We start from the raw sequence: 18037 nt of genomic DNA on the forward strand, positions 1-18037 counted from the left end.
TGGTAATATAAAGAGTGCATTTACACTGGAGGGATTACCAATGCGAAAAGTTATGTTACCATTTGTTCTTATCTTTTTTCTTATTATTGCGATGTATATTGCTTATCAAAAGAGAAAAAAATCTGGGATAAATGGATTGAAAAGTGCGTTAACTTCTATTTGCTTCTTTTCACTCGCAATCTTAAATATGTTTGCATATTGGTTTCGTTTTGGCGGTGCTTTTACTTGGTTATTTTCAATTGTATTATTGCTAGTTGGTTCATATTTTACTAAATATATTCCAATATCTAAAAAGGTACATTAAAATCTATAAGAGTTTAATATAATGTTTACTTTGTTTTGAAAAGAGATTATTCTACTAAATTGTTGTGAAACGGTTTCATAGGATAATCTCTTTTGTTTAGTTTTGGAAAGAACGTACTGTGATTTTTAGTTGCTCAATAAATTCTCGAGTTGCAGCACACATATATTTATCTTTTCTATAAATTAGCCCTATTTCAATTGTTGGAGTAGGGTTTTCTATTTTAATAGCTTGAATGTTTTTATTTTGTAAAAAGTCTATATATGGTTTGGGTAACACTGTAATGCCCATTCTTTTGGAAACCATTTGGATTAAAGATTCCATCGTACTAATTTCTAAAATTGGCCTTGGTTTAAAGTTTAATTTTTGACAATAAGATGTAATTAGTTCGGTTAAAAAGAAATTTTTAGGCAAAAGAATTAAAGGGTAGTTCTGTAATTCAGCAATAGATACATGATTACGTTCAGCTAATCGATGACCAGTGGGCACGACCAATGTAAGATCGCTTTTGTATAGAGGGATGGAGATAATCTCTCTATCTTGCACCGGGAGAAATGTAATTCCAATATCTAGTTCGTTTTGTAATAATTTTTCACGAATATCTCCTGTACGAAGCCCTAATACAGAAAGTTCTATATTAGGATATAAATTATTAAAATTTAAAATAGCTGGTGGTAGTAAATAATTTACGACGGTTAACAAAGCACCTATTGTTAAGGAACCTTGCTGTAATCCGTTTAGGTCTTGAATAGCTGAACGAGCTTGTTCGACTTCATGAAAAATGATTTTACTATGTGATAATAAAATCTTCCCTGCTTCAGTTAATGATATTTTTTTACCAATTCGATCGAAAAGTGGCATTCCTACTTCATGCTCTAATGCACGTATTTGTTGACTAAGTGAAGGCTGTGAAATATTTAATTTTTCAGCTGCTTTTGTGAAATGTAATTCTTTTGAAACAGCTAAAAAGTATTCAAGTTGTCGTAATTCGATTGGAATCACCTCAAGTATAATAATAGGTTATACCTATCATTATTATATAAATAATTGAATTGAACAATGATTTTAGAGGTTTTATAATCATCTTTATATAGCAGAGAGGGTTGTAAAAATTAATCGAGAGAAAATACATGTAACACCTTTAAAGGAGGAAATAGAATGGCTAATGAATATCGATTATTATCTTTAAATATAGGATTACCAAAAGAGGTTACATACGGCGGAAAAGTAATTCATACAGGCATAAATAAGAAACAAGTAAAGGAACCGGTATATTTATCCTTTGTAAAATTTAATGGAGTTGGACAGGCGGACTTAGTTCATCATGGAGGAGTAGATAAAGCAGTTTGTGTTTATACTGATGATCACTATCCATACTGGGAAAAAGAATTGAATCAAGATCTTGTATATGGGGCTTTCGGAGAAAATATAACAGTTAGTGGTATGCGCGAAGAGGATGTTTGTATTGGTGATACGTTTGAGCTCGGAGAGGCAATCGTACAGGTAACACAACCAAGGCAACCTTGTTTTAAATTAGCAAAAAAATATAATATTCCAAAGTTACCACTATATTTTCAAGAAACAGGATATACAGGATTTTATTTTCGTGTATTAAAAGAAGGATGGGTATCAGCAGTCGATACCTTAAAAAGGCTACAGTCTGATCCGAAAGGTGTTTCAGTAGCGTTCGCTAACCGTATCATGCATAAGGAAAAACAAAATATTGAAGGGATAAAAAGAATATTAGAAGTAAATGCACTTTCAAGTAGTTGGAGAAAGTCTTTTGAAAAGCGTATAAGTGGAGAAGAAATTAATACGAAGGAAAGACTTGAAGGGATAAAAGAATAAAAATATTTTATTATAAATAGTGTATTTCTATTAGTAAAAACTAATTAGAAAGCGCTATTTTTATATAATAAACTAATTAATATCCAGGAATCTTAATATCGTTTTATTCGACTTATTTTCAAATAGTCAAAACATAAAATTAATTAGACTTTTTTTTTATGTTTTATGATAGTATATTGATTGGTAAGACCTCTATTTTTAAGAGTAGGTCATATAAGTATATCTAATTTAATGGAATTTAACATTTGGAGGTACAACATGGGGAATGTTGAAAAATTGGTAAGTCTTCTAATAGAAGAACCGAAAAGAGAGCAGTTATTTCCTTTATTTGAAGAAGTGTTTGGAATTACAACTCAAACATTGAATGATTTTTCGGATAAAGGGTATTGGGATGATACATATAAAGCTTTATCATTTTTACAAGAAGATAAAGTGATTGCAAATGTTGCTGCATTTTCACTCCCATTATTAATTAATGGTGAAAAAATAAATGCGGCGGGTATTCAATCAGTCATGACACACCCTAATTTTCGTAGACAAGGGCTAATGACACAATTAATGGATAAAATGATAGAAGAAATCGATAAGAAATGTGAATGTGCATTATTGTTTACGGAAAAACCTGAACTATATACAGCATTTGGGTTTAAAGTTGTGCAGGAATATTTGATGACTATACCATATGATAAAAATATTAATAATAACGATTCACTACTTAAAAAGTTAGATTTCTATAATATAGAGAATAGACAGTTAATACATGAAACTATTGATAGTAGCCAAAGACTTTCAAATAGTTTTTCAACTTTAAACTTCCATCCTTCATTTTATTTGAATATGTATGATTCGGAATGGAATGAGAAATTGTATTATTCAGAGAAACTAGATGCTCTAATCGTTTATGAAGTAGACAATGAAAAGTTGAAATTATTTGGAGTATTTGCGCCAGTACTTCCGGTTTTAGATGAATTATGTGGAGAAATCAATGAAAGGTTTACGGAAATCGAATTTTATTTTTCTCCGGATCAATTAGGGGTTGAGGATGTACAGTTTACAGAATTACAGTCTAGCAAGTATTTAATGGTTCGAAGTGATAAAGAGTTAGATTTTAAAGGTTATAAATTCCCAGTATTAGCGGAGTTTTAAATGTCTATATAAATGCTTTATTATGGAGGAGCTATGAATATATCGTATATACCAGAACGTATTGAGCAACTCACTATAATGAATGTACCTGAATACTATAAGATTAATGACAATCATGCGTTTATTGTCCGTTCGAAAGCAGAAACCGATTTTTGGCTTAAAACACATTATGGTTTTGAAGTAATGAATGGTCATGTATTTTATAATGAGATGATGACAGACTTTCAAGCTGAAGTTCAGTTACGTATGAATCCAAATTCAAAATTCGATCAAGCAGGTCTTTTTGTTATGATTTCGGAAAAGTGTTGGCTGAAAACTTCATTAGAATATATTCCAGATGGTCCATCTCACTTAGGTGCTGTCGTAACGAATAATGGATATTCTGACTGGTCAACGCAAGATTATCCAACTGAAGCAGCTAAGCAACAACTTCGTTTTCGCATTATTCGAAAACGCGGTGATTATACAATATATGTGAAAAAGAGCCATCAATGGGAACAAATAAGAATCGCTCATTTAATGGAGGATATAGGGAATGAGCCTATTAAAATAGGTTTTTACACGTGTAGTCCTTCTAAAAATAATGGGTTTGAGACTGAGTTTTTAAATTTTACAATTGAAGAAATATAGATGAAAAACCGTATTCTTTTCATTAAGAATGCGGTTTTTGTATTTACATAATATAAAGCATATGTATTGACCAGAAAGTCATTAATACTTATCATTTAATAATGTTAAATATTAATTTACATAATATAATAGAAGTAATGAAGAAATTACAAAATATATCGCTTAAATAAGGAGGGATTTGAATTATTCAGTGGTAATTTCATGGGAAAAGGAGATTATGTATGAAATCATTTCGTAAGTTATTACAGTATTTAAAACCATACATGTTCTTCGCTATTATTGGACCGCTATTTATGGTACTTGAGGTTGCGATGGACTTAATTCAACCGACTATTATGCAACATATCATTGATGTTGGGATTGCAAATCGGGATTTAAATTATGTAATAAAAATGGGGCTTCTTATGATAGGAGCAGCAGCACTCGGTTTAGTTGGAGGGCTTGGGTGTATGATGTATTCTACAAAAGCAGCTGTTAATTTCGCTACTGACATACGAAAAGATGTGTTTGCGAAAATAGAAACATTTTCTAGTAATAATCGTGATTCATTTGGAACCGGTAAATTATTAACGATCGTGACGAATGATATCACTTCCATTCAATCGGCAATGACAATGACATTACGTGTTCTCGTTCGTGGTCCACTGTTATTTATCGGAAGTATAATTATTGTTTTTGTAACAGCACGAGAGTTATTTCCAATATTACTTGTAGTTGTTCCGATTTTATTACTTGCGATTATTTTAATTGCAAGCAAAGCAAGTGGTACATTTAAAAAGGTGCAAGAGGCATTAGACAAAGTGAATACAAAGTTACAAGAAAATTTATCTGGTGTGCGTGTTATAAAAGCGTATGTAAGACAAAAATATGAAATCGCTCAATTTGGAAATGTAAATACAAATTTAACAAAGATAAATATTCGAGCTGTGCAGCTTATTTCTTTAATGATGCCAATCATTATGCTAGTTGTAAGTGGCGGGATTGTCGCAACATTATGGATTGGTGGAGAAAAAGTATTCAATGGAACGCTTCAAGTAGGAGCGATTTTGGCATTTATTAATTACTTGAATATCATTTTAATGTCACTTATGTCGATTAGCATGGTATTTATTCAAATTGCGCGAGCTTTTCCATCTGCGGATCGTGTACAGCAAGTGTTAAATACAGAGGTTGATATTATAAGCGGAGCGAATGCGATCGAACCTGAGAAAATCGAGGGGAATATCGAATTTAAAAATGTTAGTTATAGCTATACGAAACATAATGAATACGTTTTAAAAGATATTTCGTTTAGCATACAAAAAGGTGAAAAAGTAGGGATTATTGGATCGACTGGAAGTGGTAAATCTACCTTAGCGAAGCTGTTACCACGTCTATATGATGTTGATCAAGGTGAAATATGTATAGATGGAATAGATGTTAAAACATATGATTTGCAAAAACTCCGTGCTTCAATAGGGTTTGTACCTCAGAAGGCTTTGTTGTTCTCAGGTAGTATAGAAGAGAATTTACGTTATGGTAAAGAAGATGCAACACATGATGAGCTGGAAGTAGCAGCTGCATCAGCTTGTGCGACTGAGTTTATCAATAAGCTGGAAGAATCTTATCAATATAATTTAACACAAGGTGCGACAAATCTATCAGGTGGACAAAAACAACGTGTATCAATTGCAAGGGCACTTGTGAGAAAACCACCGATTCTCATATTAGATGATTCTACATCAGCAGTTGATGCGAAATCAGAGGCTACTATTCAAACAGCTTTAAAAACAAAATATAAAGGCACAACGACTTTATTAATTGCGGCCAAAATTTCTTCCATAATGGATGCGGATAAAATACTTGTATTAGATAATGGTGAATTAGTTGGCAATGGTACACATGAACAACTATTAGAACAAAGTGAGGTTTATCAGGAAATTTATCTTTCCCAAGGTGGTAATTTGCATAAAGAAGGTGGGGAAGAACATGCGTAATTTTCAAGGGCAATTTGCTAATAAAGGTGGACGAAACAAGCCAAAGATGGGGAAAGCTAAAAATGCTCAAGGAACTGTAATGCGGATATGGAACTATATGGGCTATCAAAAAGCCGCTCTTATGTTTGTTATATTTCTAGTCGTTGTTACTACTTTACTTGGATTATTAGGTCCCTATTTTATGGGGGTCATTATAGATCAATATATTGTACCGAAAGATTTAAGTGGTACAGCAAGAATGTGTATGTTACTTATCGCGATTTACGGTGCAACTGTACTTTTAACATGGTTACAAACATTTGTCATGATTAACGTTGCATTAAAAACAATTCAAAAAATACGACAAGATATTTTTGAGAAAATCCAAACGCTTTCTTTACGGTTCTTTGATGTGCGTTCTCAAGGTGATTTAATGAGCCGGGTGACAAATGATATAGATAATTTGAATCAAGCTTTGACACAAAGTGTTGTACAAATTATTTCATCAGCGTTAACTTTTATAGGTGTAACGATTGCGATGTTCGCTTTAAATTGGATTTTAGCAATTGTAACTTTAATTACAGTACCTATTATGTTTTACGTTACAAAAAAACTAGTCGCATATAGTGGTAAAAACTTTGCGAAGCGTCAAAAAGATTTAGGTGAATTAAATGGATTTATTGAGGAAGCAATTACAGGTGCGGATGTTACAACGTTGTATGGAAAAGAAAAAGAAACTGTACAAAATTTCAATAAAATTAATGAACAGCTAAGAGTTTCAGCTACGAAGGCTGATACATTTTCAGCTTTTATTTTTCCAAGTATGAACTTTATTAATAACTTAGGTATGGGGCTTGTCATTGGGACTGGATCAGTTATGGTCTTAAACGGAATGACAACAGTAGGAGTTATTGCGGCTTTTATTAATTATTCTCGTCAATTCTCAAGACCGCTAAGTCAATTTGCGACTTTAATGAATACAATTCAAGCGGCAGTTGCTGGTGGAGAACGTGTTTTTGAGATTATGGATGAGGTACCAGAAATTCAAAATAAAAAAGACGCATTTGTTGTACAAAATTTACAAGGGCATGTTGTACTTGAGAATGTTTCATTTGGCTACGCAGAAAATAAAACGATTTTAAAAGAAGTGAGTCTTAAAGCGCAGCCAGGAGAGACAATTGCTTTAGTTGGTCCGACTGGATCAGGGAAAACAACAATTATTAATTTGTTAACTCGCTTTTACGATATACAGCAAGGACAAATTCATATTGATGGAAAAGATATAAAAGATTATGATATTAATTCTTTACGAAGTAAAATAGGAATAGTTTTACAGGATACGTATTTATTTGCTGGTTCGATTATGGATAATATACGTTATGGACGCTTAGATGCTAGTGATGAAGAAGTTATCACTGCAGCTAAGGCAGCATCTGCACATTCTTTTATTAAGCATTTGCCAAATCAATATGAAACAGAAATTGCTTCAGAAGGATCGAATTTAAGTCAAGGACAAAAACAACTTCTTGCGATTGCACGAGCAATTTTAGCAGATGCAGATATATTAATTCTCGATGAAGCGACATCTAATATTGACACAAGAACAGAATTACAAATACAAGCAGGACTAAATAATTTAATGAGAGGTCGCACAAGTTTTGTAATCGCTCACCGACTTAAAACAATTGAAAAAGCAGATCAAATCCTTGTTATAAAGGATGGGGAAATTTTAGAAAGAGGGAATCATGAATCTCTTATGAAAGATAAAGGATTCTATTTTGATTTGTATACGAGTCAGTTTAAAATATAGTAAAAGCATTGATATGTTGCGGTTTCTCTTGAGAGGAGAAACCGCATTTTTTATATTTGTAAATATTACTATTCAAATGGTTTTTCACTACATGTTTTAACAGTATCCTCCTGCATTCCAGGCAAAACATGTGAATAGCGATTTAATGTTATGAACATATCTTTATAACTGAAGTATTCACTTACAGTTTTTGGATGTATACCTTGTTTCAAAAGTAGCGTATCATGTGTATAACGTAAATCATAAAATCGAACCTTAAAAATTGGAATTTAAATAAAAAGAGCGCTGTTAAAAGCGCTCTGAGACAAACCATATATTTAGAGAGGAATCAAGATAATATATGGATATTGTGTGAGAATGTTGTAGGTTTTAATTAAAAATAAAGCACACATATAAGTGTGCTTTTATGAACGCTTTAGATTTGTATGACTATATAGTCATACAATAAAATATGCTTGTTTAATATAAATGTGTGTCAAATCTATAAAAAGATATTGTGTATAAGGAACATATTAAATGTTAATTAGCCAAGTCTTTTGTTTTTATCCTGCTATTTGCCGGGCAGTAAGACCCCCACCTCAAAATTCAGCGGAAGCAAAGAAGTTAGGTGAGGGCTCATTAAAGTTTCACTTTATTAACGAATTTGCGCAACTGTTAACGCTGCAGAACGAATATCTACTGTACCTATTACTTCAACGGGGACAATTTGAATTAAATCACCAGGGTTTAAGTTAATTAGAATGACACCACTTGATACATCAACTTCACCAGTTCCGATAATATTAGAACGGACTGCGGTTCCGGATCCTGCAATAACATTAGTCGATGAATTTAATGTCAAGAAAAAGCGTGCTGCTTCCGGAGCTACTGGAACGTTATCAAGGCTAATCGTTAATGTATAGCTAATTTGATAAATACCAGCTATCTGAATTTTAATACCAGTTCCAGTACTAATTGTATCATTGATTACAGGGACAGTAATGTTAGGATTTGGGCCTGTACTAGGTAATAGTAGTGGTGTAAATAATGTTGCAAATTGAGGTGAAGTAGCATTGAAGGCAAAACCTAGGGCAGGTAGTGTACTAGATGCTTGTGCTTCACAATTAAAATTAGCGAATTTACGAATGGATGAGCGCATATTTTCACTCCTTTCTTGTATTTAGATTTCGTGAATATTAACTTCACATTTTGGACAAGCATAATACAATATATGAAAGTTTATAGTAGATAGTGCACAAGCGTTACTATTACGGATAAAGCTATGAATAATAATAAATACTATATGGAAAAAGCAGTTAGCTAATTTAGCTAACTGCTTAGTAGGTTCTCCAAGAGAAAATAGACGAAAAATTATTGCGCTATATAAAAGATCACTATAGATAAGTGCTCTTTTTGAGAGTGAGTATAAATTTCTATCATTCTATCTAGTATATGCACTGTATTATGTAGTTGCTACTAAAATTGATGTGAATTATTAAAATTAGAGGTTTCTTTTAATGAAACCTCTAAAAAGACAACTAAAGTTACGTTATAGTAAATTCAATTGCGATAGGAGTGCCTCCATCTAGGACTGCTCCTCCTACAATAGTAGCAGCTGTAGTAGTTACACCAGTAATAGTATCACCTGTTTGAATAACACCATTAATATAAAGTGTTAAAAAGGCATATGAAGCAGGGAATGTTGTTACAGCACCAGTGTCATCAGTGAAGTCTGTGTTAGCAAAAGTTAAATCTGCACCAGCAGCAGTTCCTGTTGCGGCTGTACTTACAAATCGTCTTCCGGCTATAAAAGGTTTAACGATAGGCATCTATATTCACCCCTTTTTGAGAATTAACTTAGACAAGTTTTTTGAAAGTTTTGTCCTGTATCGTATATTATGCTGTGCTTCTACTAAGAGATACGGCTTGTATACTAGTAAATAAGTATAATTATTATGCGTTTTATAAGTTAGGTTCTTATAAGTAATTAAGTGGTTAAGGTTGGATTTTGTATATGGTATGTTTATGTTAAAAAAGAGAGCTCTTTTAGAAAGAGCTCTTAATCAAATTATTATCTTAGTGTTGGAGGGAAACTGGCGGCCTCAGTGACAGATGGTAGAAATAATTTACGTGGTATTGTAATACATAGCCTTTAAATCCTTGATATATAAAGGTTTTGAAGACTATATATATATGGATTGCAAACATTTTGCAAACATTGTCATCCGAAAATGTTTTTTGCGAAGTTTTTAACAGCATCCTCCTGCATATTCGGAAGAACATGAGAATATATACTTAATGTCATAGATATATTTGAATGTCCTAATCTTTCGCTAACGATTTTCGGGTTTACACCTTGCTTTAATAATAGAGTTGCGTGTGTATGCCTTAAGTCATGGAATTTTATTTTTGGCACGTTAGCTTTTTGGATTATTTTATAGTAACATTTTCGGAAATAGTCTCTGTATACAAAATTCCCACTCATTGTAAAAACAATCAGATTAGAATCGCTGTATGCATTTCCAAATCTCAATTTTTCTTTTTTTATAAATAGGTGGTGTTCCTTTAAGGCATTTATAGTTTCTATCGGTATAGGTAAAGTGCGTTTAGAAGAATTTGATTTAGCGCTTTGTTTAATTTTATTATCATGACCTAATGTTTGATTAATTGTAACTGTGTGGTTATCGAAATCAACATCTTGCCAACGTAGCCCTAAAACTTCACCTAGCCTCATTCCTGTTGTTATTGCCAGAATATAGCCAGTATGATATCGTGAGTTTTGTGAATGTAACAAAAAAGTTTTTACTTCTTCCTCTGTCCAAGTTTGGATAGAGGTGCTTTCTTTTTTGGGTTTCGCTGCAAATCTAGCAGGATTTGTGATGATTAAATTTTGTGCAACAGCTTGATTTAATGCAGTGTTTAAAATCCTATGAATCAATATGATTCTACTGTTAGATAATTTTTTAGTTAAATTTCTATAAAATTGTTGAATCTGTATCACATTCAGTTTATTAAGGTTGTTTTTTCCAAGCGCAGGAATAAGATGCTTTAAAACAATACATTCGTAACCACCATACGTACTTTTGTCGACTTCCATTTCTTTTACTTTTAACCACTCTAACAAATAATCCTTTAGAGTAATTTTAGACGGTTCGATAAAAGTCCCTTCATTCAACTCCGTAATCTTTTTCGCTACATCTTTTTCAGCTTCTTTTTTTGTCTTATATCCAGAGAACCACTTTTGTCTTCTTTTTCCTGTCTCCGGATCAGCCCCGATATCAATAACGATGCAATATTTATTTCCTCTTTTTCGAATATGTCCTTTCACTTAAAACACTCCTTCATTTTGTTTTGAATCATGTTGTGTAAGTCTAGTTGTAATTTTGCTGCTATGAAAATTACATAGTTGGACATATCAGCGATGGATATATTTTACCATATATGAGCAAATTCAGTTATAGGATATGATTGTCAGTCGATGTTAAATAATAGTAAAATATTAATAGAATTAGATAAAGGGGGAAGTAAGACTATGAGACAATTCATAAAGGATCCAGGTGGGCATAAAGTAACTGATCCCGGTGGTGGTTGGGAACATAATCAAGAACCTGGTACAGGGTGGAAAGTGATTTCTGATCCTGGCGGAGGTGGATGGAAAATCAGTTTAAATCCAGGAACGGGTGTATAATACATAAGAGCCTAACGGCTCTTTTTTTATTGCAGAAAAAAAGAGAGCATCCGCTCTCTTGCTCAAATTGTAAAAAGAAGAAAATTTTACAATTTGAAAATGGAAATGATTTCTTCTACAATCAAATCATAACAATTCGTCAGTCTCCGCTAAGACTTTAGAATAAAACGCGAGTTGTTTGCAAAAACGCTCTCGTTTAGGTTCTTCTAACGCCGCATACGTTTGTTGAACTTCTTCGAGAGTGTTACGTAACAATACGTCATTTGTATCGCTATAACCATTACAAAGTAGGTCTAACGAAACATTGAAAAACGAACTGATTTGAAGAAGTGTTTCCATACTCGGTTCAAACATTGCATTCTCGTAATTATTTATCTGATTTCGACTGAGGTTTAGTTGTTCACCGAGTTGTTCTTGTGTTAAATCTTTAGACTTTCTAAGCTTTTTTAAATTTTGACCAAACAATTCTAACGCTTTCATAATTCGAGTATAGTCTTTAAGTATTAAACATACTATAATTGATTGTAAAACAATCATTATTAGTATTTTGATTGGTTTTTTGAAAAAAATCACCCAAAAACAAGAACTTGTGTTCTGTTTTCGGGCGATTAGTGGTAATATATGCATATGGGACTTTAAAACACGAAATGCAAAATTGCATATTTTATTTCGGTGAATACGAAGAACGTTGATATATAGCGTTTTTTGAACTTTCTCAATAATTGTCAGATTACTGCATGACCGAATTTTGGGAAATTTGTGTTATTATGAAAATAAATAAAATAAATGGACGTGAAAAAAGACCCACGGTGTAAGTAGTGTTACCAGCACTCTTACACTGCCCCCTAACCTGACTAGGGAACATTGTCGCGGATCTTATACATAACTATTATAACACAACTTAGAGTGGAAGTGACACGTTCTCCTTTATATGTAAGAAAATGGGGTAACGTGTCTTTTTGTCCAAAGGAGGACAAAATGGAAATATTATTGAAGAAGATGCACGAAGACTTAAAGTCTAATGGTTACACAAATCGTAAATTAGCAACTTTATTTAATGTTAGCCATACTACAGTTAATAGTTATTTTTCTCAAAGTACTAAGTTTGATTTTATGCATTATGTCGAAATATTAAGATTGTATGAACCAAATAATCTTAATTTTAGAAGAGAATCGCTAATGAAGTCTTTTGCATATATGTCTCCTAACAACGAAAGATTAGGACTTGAAGTATTAAATATGTATGGTGAATTTGAATTGCAAAAGATTTTAATTTCTAAAATTTTTAATAATAATGATACAAACAAAAATGCAAGATTGAACAAAAAGATGGCGGAAATATACCAATTACTATCAATGCGCAACGAAGGATTTATAAACAAACATGAGTTTTTTCGAGCAGTTGATGAATTTAGAAAGTCAAAGAAAATATCTACTAATGAATTGAAGATAATTTCTGACTTCGCGTTAATATATTCACATCTGAATTTTAACGATCATAAAATGATTATGAAATATACGAAACAATTGATTCCGTATATTGAAGATATAAAAAAAGGAACGTTGAAAACCTCTTTCATACTAAGAGCGAAAGAGATGTTAGCTACAAGTAGTCATCATGCAAATGATTTAGAACATGCTAGAAAATATTGTTTTGAAATCATAAATGAACCTTTAAATAAATACGAATGCATGAAGGCGCTAGCTTATTGTATTTTAGGAGAAACTTATATATTTGAAGATTATTGTATAGCCAAGTACTATTTTGAACAAGGAATATTAACATTAGAAAATCCTTCAAATCGAAAATGTATAGTTAGAAAAAAAGCTATAGAGAACACACTTAATTTCCTGAAAATTTATTGGAGAAAGGGATTAGAAGATATAACTCCTACCGATATAGCCGAGGAAGCATTTTTATATGCTGTAACAGATCGTAAAGAACAAGCTTTATTTTTGCTAGATAAGTTAGAAAAAGAAAATAACAAGTTAAGTCCAATTCAAAAATACTATAAAGGATTAGCAACGGGAGATCAAAAGTTTTTCGAAGAATCAATTGCAGATTTTGAAAAATTAGGGGATTTTTTCTATTCTCAGCTACCAAGAGAATGCCTAAAATGATATAATGAAAATATAAAAGGGAGTGATTTAATTTGAAGCTAAAAGCTATCAAAATTGTAATAGCAGCAGCAATTATTGCCTGTGTAGGTTTTACACCAATACATAATGATAAAGAATCCAGCCAACAATCTCAAACTCCAATTGAATATAGAATGATGGTCGACCCTGGAGCAGGAGGCGGCTGAAAATAAAGAATGACGCTATCATAAAGATAGCGTCATTCGTGCTTTATAAGAGTTGGAAAGTAAATGACCAAATGGTCAAAAACTTTCCAACTTGTGTATAACTAAAAGAGGGTGTAGGGGGAAAGGTAGATGGAAGATATGATCAATCAAGTTTTATTGATGGAAAAAACAGAGGGGATATGTGCAGATCATTTACGTGATTTATTAAAAGAACTTTCTGAACAAGATAAAAAGCAAAACAAAACTCCGTAGACAATTAGAAGTCTTACGGAGTTTTGTTTTTAGATATAAAGCTTTGTATTGTTGATTTAAATAACTCTTTGTTTTCCTCTGAAAGTTGGTTAATCAGTTTCATCCATTCGTTAGTTTCTTTACCAATTTCCTCGGATTCTTTAACTGTTAACTTCTCATGAATTGCTCTTCCCAATAAATAATCGACAGAAACCTCATATATGTCTGCTAATTTAGTTAGTGTCTCATAGTCAGGTTTACGTCTTCCTGATTCGTAGCTAGATAAAGTTGCTTTATTTACGTCTAATTTTTCAGAGATGAAAGTTTGTGTGTAACCGTTTTTTTCGCGACACGCCTTCAATCTTTCATTTAAGTTCATAATTTTATTATTCCCCTTTATAAATAAGATCCGATTGTGTAATACATAATGTTTAGCATTGCAAAGTATTATTCTCTAATTACAGTATATATACTTTTTGACAACATTTCACTATCTGTAAAAATATTTTTTACGAAATGACAAAAAGGGGTTTACATTTACGAAATGACAACATATAATGAAATCAATAAGTTGTCATAACGACAACAATGGGAGGTGAGGCGGATATGACATTCGGAAATAGAGTTCGAGATATTCGCAAACAAAAAAATATAACACAAGAAAAACTAGCCAAGGAGCTTGATTTCAGACATGCTTCAGCGATTTCTTTCATAGAAAATGGCAAAAGAAGATTGGATGCTGAAAAGATACCCACTTTGGCGAATGCGCTTGGAGTATCGATAGATGAGCTTTTTTTTGAGCAAAATGTTGTCAATTCGACAACAGAGAGAGCGATGGTCGAATGAGACGATATCATACATAAATGCATGGCGACCAAGGTTAGTATGATTAGCTATCATTAATACAATTTGGGAAGGAGCAAAAAAATGGGATTAGATCAAATTATTAAAGAATCAATCCGTGAAGTTGTTCGAGAGGAGATTCAAGCAGCATTAGCTTCATTTCAACAACAAGCACAACCAAATAAAGTAATGAGAGTGAAAGAAGCGGCAGCGTATCTAAACATAGCTGTTTGTCGAGTGTATGAATTAGCAAACCATCCACAGTTTCCGGTGATTAGAGATGGGCGCAAACTACTTTTCCTACAAAAGGATTTAGAAGCTTGGCTTGAAACACAAAAGGAGGTGATCTAGTGGAAGATACAACATCGTTAGTTATATTCGCAATGTTTATCGCGTGTGGCGCCTTGTTACTTTACATTACTTACGAACCAATAAAACGATGGGCTTGGAGTGACGTAAAACAAAATAAAAAGACCCATGGCAGTGGGTCCTTTAAGAAAAAACACTTGTTATAAGTATATCACGGAAAGTAGGGAAATAGTACATGCATTCAATTGAATATCAAGTGCTATTACCTAAAAAGTTCTGGGACTTAGCAAAAAGTAAAGATGAATTAAAGCGAATGATTGAACAGTATTTCAAAGTTGGTTATCCGCATTATGAAATTCAACGAATAATCAAAAGTGGACAAGCATATGTGGCAGTTTGCATTAGGAGGTAAATATTTATGGCAAACGTAGTAACTGAAATTGGTGGATTAAATTTCAAAGGTAATGTAGTGGATCATGAATGGTTTAATTACATCACTTTTAGTAATGGTAAACCTCACATTGTAGCAATTATGGTATTGAGCGAAATTGTCTATTGGTATCGTCCTACAGTTATTCGAGATGAATATACTGGCAAGGTTACTTATAAGAAAAAATTCAAATCAGATAAGTTACAAAAGAGTTATCAGCAATTAGCAGAAACATTTGGGTTTTCAAAGCTACAAGTTAAACGAGCTTGTGACTTATTAGTGGATATGAACTTAATCGTAATCGAATTTAGAACAATCATTGTAAATGAAATCACTTTAAATAATGTAATGTTCGTTGAGCCTAAAGTAAGTGAAATAAAAAACATATCAAGTATGTATCAACAAGTCGAAGAAGACCCTGTTGACTTTGAAGTAAAGAGGGTAGTCACTTCAAAATCAGGTACCTCTTCACATGAAAGTAATGAAGCTCCTGACTTTAAAGTAAAGACAAATACAGAGATTACTACAAAGAATACTACAGAGAATGTAAGTAGTAGTAATATATTCTCTTTCTACGAAAATAATTTCGGTATTTTAAATTCATTCATAGCCGAAAGTATTTCGCAATGGGTAAACGATACAAGCGAAGAACTTGTACAAGCAGCTATGGAGCGTGCTTTGAAACAGCAGAAGAAATGGAATTATGCTGAGGGCATTTTGAAACAGTGGGTTAATAAAAACATTCGTACTTTAGCTGATGTTAATGCAGCAGAAATAGAGTTTAAAAACAAAGGTAAAAAAGGAGCGAATAGAAATGGCAACGCCAATGAAAAAACTGGCAGAATCCCTGGAATCGAAGGTGAATTACCATTCTGATCAATGCATGAATCACTCTTATGACATAGGTGGACAAACAATCATTAAGCCAGTTCAAATGATTATTTATAAAGGTAAGCCTGTTTGTCCAAGATGTGTTGTTGAGCAAAACAATAAGGTTTTGGAAGAACAAGCAAACGCTCATTATAAGAAGATTAGCCGTTTGCAGAAATTCAACATGCTGGAAAAGGCTAGTGTTATTACAAACAAGAAAATTCCTCTTTCAAGATTATCTGATTACAGAACCGGATGTGATGAAACGATTAGCCACAAGAAAGTTGTAGAAGAAACCTTGGAAGATTTAAAGAACGGAGAAATTAGAAAAGTTGTATTTACAGGAAATCAAGGGACGGCAAAAAGTTTCCTAGCATACAGCTTGCTTCATGAATTAAATCAATATTTTTGGGATATCAGTCAAAAAGAAGAAAATTATCATCTTATGAAAAGTTGCTTGTACGTTGAATTAGAAGCAATAACAAGAATGATTATGGATTCTTTTGATGATAAGAGCAGTAAATATACACTTCAATATTTTGTTCAATTAATTGGACAAGCTGATTTTGTAGTATTAGATGATCTTGGGGCTGAAAGTGGTTCAACGGATTCAAATAGACAGGCATCTGATTTCATACAACGCCTGTTATATGCGGTATCAAATGCTAGACAGGGAATGAGTACATTTACCACAACAAATTTTACTGGAAAACAACTCTTTAATAAATACGATGCTAAAACAGTTAGTCGTTTATTAGGTGATTCAAGGGTTTTGAAATTTACAACAGCTGATCAAAGGCTTGCAAATTTAGGTTTCTAATAAGGAGGAATAACGATGTGTGTATTATGCCGTAATACAGGAATTATTCGTAAAGAAATTTATCCAGGTGTAGGTCTAACGGAAGGGTGTAACTGTGAAGTAGCAAAGCAACAACAAGAAGAAAACGATAAGCGTTGGCAAGCATGGTTAATCAAATTTGAATCAATGAAACAAGAGTTGCAACGGAATCAACAACAAAAAGTTAGTTAACAAGGGGGAGAAAGGAATGAAAAACACAGGTGTTGCAAGAAAAGTGGACGAGCTAGGGCGTGTGGTAATTCCAATAGAGTTACGCAGAACTTTAGGGATTGCTGAAGGTACAGCATTAGGCTTTCATGTTGAAGGAGAAAACATCGTTTTAAGAAAACAGGATAAGTCGTGCTTTGTAACGGGTGAAGTTTCTGAATCAAACATAGAGTTGCTAGATGGTCGGATGTTTTTAAGCAAGGAAGGTGCAAGTGAGTTGCTAGGCGTTATTGAGAAGAGTGGGAATGTAAATGCCTAAACAACTAAATATTTTCGATGTAGAGCCAGCAATTTATGAGTTTGATGTAATGAAGGCCAATGTTAAGAAAGGAGCTGGACGTAATACATACGCTGATGTACGCGTCCAAGTTCCAAAGAATGCAAAGTGTACGGATGAGTTACCACGCACAACTAAACAAGATGATCGCTATGACATCTTTGAACAATATGTAATGGCAATATGGAGATTTCAAAGAGCTGTAGATAAGTTTTTCAATTGGGATACAGCTGAAGAATTGTGTAAGGCAGCAAGGGATAAAAAAGAAATAATTCCGGTAAGGGTTTATTTAGGAAGTGGATTCAAACCTGATGTTGTCGAGTACATGCGGTAGTGACAAAGGAGAGG

The 18037-nt window shown here is 32.8% G+C and carries 25 protein-coding genes; 19 read left to right on the forward strand and 6 right to left on the reverse strand.

Features of this window, described 5'->3' with window-relative positions:
- Positions 1–40: 40 nt before the first annotated feature.
- On the forward strand, positions 41–304 hold the full coding sequence (locus ACS2FK_RS25100; protein ID WP_063549298.1) for a hypothetical protein: 264 nt from the start codon (positions 41–43) through the stop codon (positions 302–304).
- A gap of 96 nt (positions 305–400) precedes the next feature.
- Here ACS2FK_RS25100 and ACS2FK_RS25105 read toward each other — a convergent pair whose 3' ends face one another.
- Entirely contained in the window at positions 401–1303 is a 903-nt protein-coding gene (locus tag ACS2FK_RS25105) for a LysR family transcriptional regulator (protein ID WP_063547216.1), read from the reverse strand.
- Between the two features lie 156 nt (positions 1304–1459).
- Between ACS2FK_RS25105 and ACS2FK_RS25110 the strand changes: the two genes are divergently transcribed.
- The 5 genes from ACS2FK_RS25110 (at position 1460) to ACS2FK_RS25130 (ending at position 7690) form a co-directional block, all read left to right on the forward strand.
- Complete coding sequence (locus ACS2FK_RS25110; protein ID WP_063547217.1) at positions 1460–2149, forward strand: MOSC domain-containing protein; 690 nt, start codon at positions 1460–1462, stop codon at positions 2147–2149.
- Between the two features lie 258 nt (positions 2150–2407).
- Positions 2408–3295: a GNAT family N-acetyltransferase gene (locus ACS2FK_RS25115; RefSeq protein ID WP_063547218.1), complete on the forward strand. Its 888-nt coding sequence runs from the start codon at positions 2408–2410 to the stop codon at positions 3293–3295.
- 33 nt (positions 3296–3328) lie between these two features.
- Complete coding sequence (locus tag ACS2FK_RS25120) at positions 3329–3925, forward strand: DUF1349 domain-containing protein (protein ID WP_063547219.1); 597 nt, start codon at positions 3329–3331, stop codon at positions 3923–3925.
- Positions 3926–4146: 221 nt separating this feature from the next.
- A complete protein-coding gene (locus ACS2FK_RS25125; protein ID WP_063547220.1) occupies positions 4147–5901 on the forward strand; it encodes an ABC transporter ATP-binding protein in 1755 nt (584 codons plus the stop codon).
- Positions 5894–7690, forward strand: a complete 1797-nt coding sequence (locus tag ACS2FK_RS25130; protein ID WP_063547221.1) for an ABC transporter ATP-binding protein — start codon at positions 5894–5896, stop codon at positions 7688–7690. Before ACS2FK_RS25125 ends, ACS2FK_RS25130 begins: the two co-directional genes overlap by 8 nt.
- A gap of 634 nt (positions 7691–8324) precedes the next feature.
- Here the strand turns inward: ACS2FK_RS25130 and exsF are convergent.
- The 3 genes from exsF to ACS2FK_RS25145 form a co-directional block, all read right to left on the reverse strand.
- Positions 8325–8828 carry an exosporium protein ExsF gene (gene exsF, locus ACS2FK_RS25135; protein WP_063547222.1) on the reverse strand — a complete coding sequence of 168 codons (504 nt, stop codon included), beginning with the start codon at positions 8826–8828 and terminating at the stop codon, positions 8325–8327.
- 385 nt (positions 8829–9213) lie between these two features.
- Complete coding sequence (locus ACS2FK_RS25140) at positions 9214–9498, reverse strand: DUF4183 domain-containing protein (protein ID WP_001123247.1); 285 nt, start codon at positions 9496–9498, stop codon at positions 9214–9216.
- A gap of 392 nt (positions 9499–9890) precedes the next feature.
- Positions 9891–10997, reverse strand: a complete 1107-nt coding sequence (locus ACS2FK_RS25145) for a site-specific integrase (protein WP_063547223.1) — start codon at positions 10995–10997, stop codon at positions 9891–9893.
- A gap of 204 nt (positions 10998–11201) precedes the next feature.
- Between ACS2FK_RS25145 and ACS2FK_RS25150 the strand changes: the two genes are divergently transcribed.
- The gene (locus ACS2FK_RS25150; protein WP_196213901.1) at positions 11202–11357 is read left to right on the forward strand and encodes a hypothetical protein; all 156 of its coding nucleotides are present in this window, start codon (positions 11202–11204) and stop codon (positions 11355–11357) included.
- 126 nt (positions 11358–11483) lie between these two features.
- On the opposite strand, the gene ACS2FK_RS25155 is transcribed toward ACS2FK_RS25150, so the two are convergent.
- On the reverse strand, positions 11484–11837 hold the full coding sequence (locus ACS2FK_RS25155) for a helix-turn-helix domain-containing protein (protein ID WP_048558286.1): 354 nt from the start codon (positions 11835–11837) through the stop codon (positions 11484–11486).
- 498 nt (positions 11838–12335) lie between these two features.
- Between ACS2FK_RS25155 and ACS2FK_RS25160 the strand changes: the two genes are divergently transcribed.
- From ACS2FK_RS25160 to ACS2FK_RS25170, 3 genes are all read left to right on the forward strand, one after another.
- On the forward strand, positions 12336–13478 hold the full coding sequence (locus tag ACS2FK_RS25160) for an AimR family lysis-lysogeny pheromone receptor (protein ID WP_063547224.1): 1143 nt from the start codon (positions 12336–12338) through the stop codon (positions 13476–13478).
- Positions 13479–13510: 32 nt separating this feature from the next.
- Positions 13511–13663, forward strand: coding sequence for a hypothetical protein (locus tag ACS2FK_RS25165; protein ID WP_154400985.1), 153 nt, complete (start codon positions 13511–13513; stop codon positions 13661–13663).
- Positions 13664–13792: 129 nt separating this feature from the next.
- Positions 13793–13915, forward strand: coding sequence for a hypothetical protein (locus ACS2FK_RS25170; RefSeq protein WP_255259040.1), 123 nt, complete (start codon positions 13793–13795; stop codon positions 13913–13915).
- Positions 13916–13928: 13 nt separating this feature from the next.
- On the opposite strand, the gene ACS2FK_RS25175 is transcribed toward ACS2FK_RS25170, so the two are convergent.
- Positions 13929–14273 (reverse strand): helix-turn-helix domain-containing protein, encoded by a 345-nt coding sequence (locus ACS2FK_RS25175; protein ID WP_048558219.1) that lies wholly within the window; start codon positions 14271–14273, stop codon positions 13929–13931.
- 227 nt (positions 14274–14500) lie between these two features.
- Between ACS2FK_RS25175 and ACS2FK_RS25180 the strand changes: the two genes are divergently transcribed.
- From ACS2FK_RS25180 to ACS2FK_RS25220, 9 genes are all read left to right on the forward strand, one after another.
- The gene (locus ACS2FK_RS25180) at positions 14501–14740 is read left to right on the forward strand and encodes a helix-turn-helix domain-containing protein (protein WP_063547225.1); all 240 of its coding nucleotides are present in this window, start codon (positions 14501–14503) and stop codon (positions 14738–14740) included.
- Between the two features lie 81 nt (positions 14741–14821).
- Positions 14822–15088 carry a helix-turn-helix domain-containing protein gene (locus ACS2FK_RS25185; RefSeq protein WP_059303819.1) on the forward strand — a complete coding sequence of 89 codons (267 nt, stop codon included), beginning with the start codon at positions 14822–14824 and terminating at the stop codon, positions 15086–15088.
- The gene (locus tag ACS2FK_RS25190; RefSeq protein WP_033693158.1) at positions 15088–15252 is read left to right on the forward strand and encodes a hypothetical protein; all 165 of its coding nucleotides are present in this window, start codon (positions 15088–15090) and stop codon (positions 15250–15252) included. The genes ACS2FK_RS25185 and ACS2FK_RS25190 overlap by 1 nt, the downstream gene beginning before the upstream one ends.
- Positions 15253–15281: 29 nt before the next feature.
- Positions 15282–15458 carry a hypothetical protein gene (locus ACS2FK_RS25195; RefSeq protein ID WP_080469789.1) on the forward strand — a complete coding sequence of 59 codons (177 nt, stop codon included), beginning with the start codon at positions 15282–15284 and terminating at the stop codon, positions 15456–15458.
- Between the two features lie 6 nt (positions 15459–15464).
- Positions 15465–16352 (forward strand): DnaD domain-containing protein, encoded by an 888-nt coding sequence (locus ACS2FK_RS25200; RefSeq protein ID WP_063547226.1) that lies wholly within the window; start codon positions 15465–15467, stop codon positions 16350–16352.
- A complete protein-coding gene (locus ACS2FK_RS25205) occupies positions 16291–17166 on the forward strand; it encodes an ATP-binding protein (protein ID WP_080469790.1) in 876 nt (291 codons plus the stop codon). Before ACS2FK_RS25200 ends, ACS2FK_RS25205 begins: the two co-directional genes overlap by 62 nt.
- Before the next feature lie 15 nt (positions 17167–17181).
- Positions 17182–17376, forward strand: a complete 195-nt coding sequence (locus tag ACS2FK_RS25210; RefSeq protein WP_063547227.1) for a hypothetical protein — start codon at positions 17182–17184, stop codon at positions 17374–17376.
- Between the two features lie 16 nt (positions 17377–17392).
- Positions 17393–17671, forward strand: coding sequence for an AbrB/MazE/SpoVT family DNA-binding domain-containing protein (locus ACS2FK_RS25215; protein ID WP_063547228.1), 279 nt, complete (start codon positions 17393–17395; stop codon positions 17669–17671).
- On the forward strand, positions 17664–18023 hold the full coding sequence (locus tag ACS2FK_RS25220; protein ID WP_063547229.1) for a hypothetical protein: 360 nt from the start codon (positions 17664–17666) through the stop codon (positions 18021–18023). The genes ACS2FK_RS25215 and ACS2FK_RS25220 overlap by 8 nt, the downstream gene beginning before the upstream one ends.
- Positions 18024–18037 lie beyond the last annotated feature (14 nt).

Source organism: Bacillus cereus group sp. BceL220 (assembly GCF_051776965.1).
GTDB lineage: Bacteria > Bacillota > Bacilli > Bacillales > Bacillaceae_G > Bacillus_A > Bacillus_A cereus.